The organism is Limnohabitans sp., assembly GCF_044373035.1.
Taxonomy (GTDB): domain Bacteria; phylum Pseudomonadota; class Gammaproteobacteria; order Burkholderiales; family Burkholderiaceae_C; genus Limnohabitans_A.
In genome coordinates, this window is sequence record NZ_JBILQU010000224.1 from 1 (window position 1) to 2,543 (window position 2,543).

Annotated in this window: 3 protein-coding genes; all 3 read left to right on the forward strand. The window is 60.5% G+C overall.

The features are described from left to right. Positions 1-143 precede the first annotated feature (143 nt). Entirely contained in the window at positions 144-1,409 is a 1,266-nt protein-coding gene (locus tag ACIQ47_RS16230; protein ID WP_396439065.1) for a Zn-dependent hydrolase, read from the forward strand. Positions 1,410-1,562: 153 nt separating this feature from the next. After that, the gene (locus tag ACIQ47_RS16235; RefSeq protein WP_396439066.1) at positions 1,563-2,255 is read left to right on the forward strand and encodes a PhaM family polyhydroxyalkanoate granule multifunctional regulatory protein; all 693 of its coding nucleotides are present in this window, start codon (positions 1,563-1,565) and stop codon (positions 2,253-2,255) included. Continuing rightward, positions 2,252-2,543, forward strand: a 292-nt coding sequence (locus ACIQ47_RS16240) for an FIST N-terminal domain-containing protein (protein ID WP_396439067.1), incomplete at its 3' end; no start/stop codon positions are given. The genes ACIQ47_RS16235 and ACIQ47_RS16240, both read left to right, overlap by 4 nt.

The window sequence follows — 2,543 nt, forward strand, 5'->3', positions numbered from 1 at the left end:
GCAGCGGCAGGCACGGAAATGCGCAAACACCTCAACGAACTGGAGCAGTCCTTGACGACACCCACGGCCCCTCGCAGACAATTGCGCGATGTCTTTCAAGCTTACCGGGACAGCCCCGAATGAACACCTCTGGAGATCGAAGCATGAATGTGAGTCCCGACAACTTTTCCTCTTTGCGCATTGACGCCAACCGTTTATGGCAATCGCTGATGACCTTGGCCCAAATCGGCGGCACCGAAAAAGGGGGCGTTTGTCGTTTGGCCTTGACCGAATTGGACCGACAAGGCCGAGACCTCGTCACGTCCTGGGCGCGCGAAGCGGGCATGACCGTCACGGTCGATCAAATTGGCAACGTCTTCATGCGCAGAGCAGGGCGGCAGCCCGATTTGCCGCCCATCATGACCGGCAGCCACATCGACACCCAGCCCACCGGTGGCAAGTTCGATGGCAACTATGGCGTGCTGGCCGGGCTGGAGGTGGTGCGCTGCCTGAACGACCATGGCATCGAAACCGAGGCCCCGATTGAGGTGGCCTTTTGGACCAATGAAGAAGGTTCCCGCTTTGTGCCGGTGATGATGGGTTCGGGCGTTTTTGCGGGTGCGTTTTCGCTGGAGCACGCCTACAGAGCCCAAGACCAAGAAGGCAAAACGGTGCGGGAAGAACTGCAAAAAATCGGCTATGTCGGCGCTGAAGTGCCGGGGCAGCACCCCATCGGAGCGTATTTTGAAGCCCACATCGAGCAAGGCCCGGTGCTGGAAGATGCAGGCGTGACCATTGGCGTGGTCAGCGGTTCCTTAGGCATCCGTTGGTTTGACTGCATCGTCACGGGCATGGAAGCCCATGCCGGCCCCACGCCCATGCCTTTGCGCCGGGATGCCATGCAGGTGGCCACACACTTGATGCAGGCCGTAGTGAAGACGGCCCTCGCACATGCTCCGCATGCCAGGGGCACGGTGGGCATGGTGCATGTGCACCCCAACAGCCGCAATGTGATTCCGGGTCGGGTCAAGTTCAGCATCGACCTGCGCAACAACACAGACGTCGGGGTGGAGGCCATGGCCGATGAAATCAAAGCCCAGGCTCAAAGTTTGCAGGGCAGCACAGGCCTGCGCATAGAACTGACCCTGGTGTCGAGTTTCCCGGCGCAACCCTTCCATCCGGAGTGCGTGGAGGCGGTGTCTGCCGCCGCTGCCCACTTGGGCTACAGCCAAATGCCGGTGGTCTCAGGTGCTGGACACGATGCCATCTACACCGCCCGTCTGGCCCCGAGTGGCATGATTTTCATCCCCTGCAAAGACGGCATCAGCCACAACGAAATCGAAGACGCCCAGCCCGCTGACATCGCTGCAGGGTGCAATGTTTTGCTGCACGCCATGCTCGGCAAAGCGAGAGCGGCGCAGACCCGTTGAAAAAGCGCTGTCGCCGAGCAGGCCTTCAAAAAGGGTTGTTCTAGAGCCACCGGTCGCCAAAGCCCAGTGATGCCTGGTGGCGCTTGTGAGAGCCCCGGTGGGCGCTGAAAGTTGCATGAGGTAAGCTTTACAAGTCCTTCTTCAGGAGACACCATGAGCGACACATCGGCTTTCGGCTTCGGCCAATTCTTACCAGGTTTTGACTTCTTGCAAAACCTGTCCAAAACCGCATCGCAAGCTCAGCCATCTGCTGCTGCAGGCATGCCTGGCATGGCCAGCTGGGTAGCGCCCACGCTGAGCATCGAAGACATCGACAAGCGCATTCAGGAGCTCAAGTCGGTGCTGTTCTGGCTGGAGCAAAACACCACAGCGCTCAAGGCCACGATTCAGGCCATGGAGGTGCAAAAAATGACCTTGACCACGCTGCAAAGCATGAACGTGAACATGGCCGATTTGGCCAAGGCCTTCACCGCCAAAGCACCAGCAGCCGTGCCCCAGGCAGCTGCGCCACAACCCTTTGCGCCGAAAGCCGCACCAGTGCCGGAACCTGCTCAGCCAGAACCCGCTCAGTCAGAACCCCCATCTGCTGACGCATCTTCGGCCAAGCCTGCTGTTGACCCCATGCAGTGGTGGGGCGCATTGACCCAACAGTTTCAAAACATTGCCGCCGCCGCTGTCAAAGATGTGGCTGCCGAAGCCATGAAGACGGGCATGACGCCCAAGGGGGCCCACAAGGCAGCAGCCGGCCCTAAATCCCCTGCCACCCAAAAACCCGCCACCGTCAAAACCAAACCGGCCACAAAATCCACCCCCCGCAAGGCGGTCTCTCGGCGCAAATCGCCATGAAGCTTTTTCCTTGCGGTCACGCCACCCATCCGCAGTGGCGCATGGCGGCTGGCCTGGTGCTGGCGCAGCTGCGCGCCCAAATGGTCTTGCCTGATTACGCGAGCCAGCCCCGTTTGGGCTTGCTTTACATCACCGACCATTACGCGGCCGATGCGCAAGCGTTGCTTGACCACCTGCGCCAGGCGCTGCCCGAGGTGCCCGACTGGGCCGGCACGGTGGGCATTGGCGTAGCGGTGAACAATGCCGAGTACTTTGACGAGCCTGCCATGGCGCTCATGCTGTGCGACC

Coding starts and splice junctions, on each gene's coding strand:
- ACIQ47_RS16230 (WP_396439065.1), top strand. CDS start 144: ATGAATGTGAGTCCCGACAACTTTTCCTCTTTGCGCATTGACGCCAAC.
- ACIQ47_RS16235 (WP_396439066.1), top strand. CDS start 1,563: ATGAGCGACACATCGGCTTTCGGCTTCGGCCAATTCTTACCAGGTTTT.